Source organism: Mycetohabitans sp. B2 (genome assembly GCF_021733735.1).
Taxonomy (GTDB): domain Bacteria; phylum Pseudomonadota; class Gammaproteobacteria; order Burkholderiales; family Burkholderiaceae; genus Mycetohabitans; species Mycetohabitans rhizoxinica.
Genome location: NZ_JAHKSP010000138.1, coordinates 1 through 1,826, shown reverse-complemented (window position 1 = coordinate 1,826; position 1,826 = coordinate 1). Strand labels below are relative to the sequence as shown.

1 protein-coding gene and 1 pseudogene are annotated in these 1,826 nt (G+C 51.8%); both read left to right on the top strand.

The features are described from left to right. Positions 1-830 precede the first annotated feature (830 nt). Positions 831-1,313 (top strand): glycoside hydrolase family 108 protein, encoded by a 483-nt coding sequence (locus tag KPG66_RS17105; protein ID WP_237071639.1) that lies wholly within the window; start codon positions 831-833, stop codon positions 1,311-1,313. Positions 1,314-1,405: 92 nt separating this feature from the next. Next, a pseudogene (locus KPG66_RS17100) lies at positions 1,406-1,826 on the top strand (hypothetical protein); the annotation flags it as partial.

The window sequence follows — 1,826 nt, the reverse complement described above, 5'->3', positions numbered from 1 at the left end:
TATCGGGCAACAGCGGATGCTCCTGCCGCTTTCCAGGAGCTGGTTTAAAAGGACTTTGCTAAAAGGCGGCTGGCACTAACCAAGGGGGCAGGTCAACCGCTGCTTGTGTGAGCCCATGCTGTGCTTTGCTGAGCAACGTCTGGGCAAGCCGCTACCGGCGTTTGCCACCGATTTGCACATTTAAGCCATTCATTTGTTCTGCGACATGGCTGCAACATGGGCGATGTTTGCACGCGAACGCCGCCGTAATAGCTTCGCTGCGTACATCGCTTACATTAATCTGCCACGGAGCATCGGGCATGACCTGCTCTGCCAGCAGAACACGAATACAGTAACCTGCATCACTCGCTCTCAAGTCCTTAACCATAGCGGAGCACGGCTCCTCGCTTTAATAAAGATCCTCATACTCGGTATAATTTTCACAAAACGTTGCGCTGTGAAAATTTTTCATTTCTTCAACATCGTAATTTCCAGATTGGCGTTACTTTACAAAGCCAAAACCAATACTTGACATCAAAGTAGAGTGGTATAGATTGAAGTTAAGGTTTCATTTTTGAGGGACCCATTCGATACAGTCAAGGTCCATGCTGGTACCACGCGATTACGTATCCTTGGTCTACCGGTGTGTGCTTAGTATTGCTTTAGTAGTTAATGTTGAACATCGCAGCGTTGATCGAATTGTGCGTTGCGTAGCGCCATAAGCCGGAACAACCAGGCAAATTCTCAAGTACTACAAATAAGTTTTACGGATTGACGGACGCACTTCTCCTATCGTGCTATGTGAAACGCTTCGTGTGTTAGATGAATAAGCATTCCTTTAGTGGCCCGGTATGATTACTTTTGATGACGCCTTTGAGCAGCTTATTGGCAATGAAGGGGGTTACTTCAATCACCCTCACGATCCTGGCGGTGAAACCATGTGGGGCATCACCCAGCGGGTGGCACTCGCATGGGGCTATACCGGTCCTTTGCAGGATTTGCCGCGTGAGACAGCCAAGCAAATTGCCAAGGCGCTTTACTGGGATCCGCTGCACTGCGACAGCTATGATGCGCGTATTACGTTCCAAGTCGTGGATGCCAATTACAATGGCGGCCCTGTTGTTGTCTGGATGCAGCAAGCCAGCGGTGCGCTCGCCGACGGCAAACTCGGGCCCAAGACGATCGCCGCGGTGCAGGCGGTCGACCCGGAGCTATTTATCATGCGTTTTGTGGCCGCGCGCCTAGCCTATTTAACGGCGTTGCAAACGTGGCCCAGCTTTGGGCGCGGTTGGGCACGGCACATTGCCACTAATTTGAGGGTAGCCGGAGCTTAATCATGTTGCCGATTGTTCTCGCTCTTGCACAGTTCGCGCCGCAAATCGCCCAATGGATTGGGGGTAGCCGAGCCGAACAGGTTGCGCAAAAAGTGGTCACTATTGCTCAAACGGTCACTGGCACCGGCACACCAGAGCAGGCATTGGCTGCAATCCAAGCCAACCCAGAACTTGCCTACCGGTTTCAAGAATCGATCGTCGAGAGCCAAGTCGAATTGCAGCGCATCGCCGCTGAGCTGGAAAAAACTCGCATCATGGCAAACATCGAAACGGCGAAGGCCAACGCAGCCGACCGCGCCAGTGCTCGACAAAGGACGCTAACTGCACAAGACCGTACCCCGCGTAACCTTGCTTATTTATATACAAGTGCCCTATTTTTGATGATTGGTGCACACTTTTGGCTGTTGTTCTGCCGCATACCGATCGAACCGCTTACATTTGGCGTGCTTGGCAATATCGAGGGCGTACTGATTGCGATGGTCTTGGGTGCCAAGGAATTCTTCCTCGGCTCGT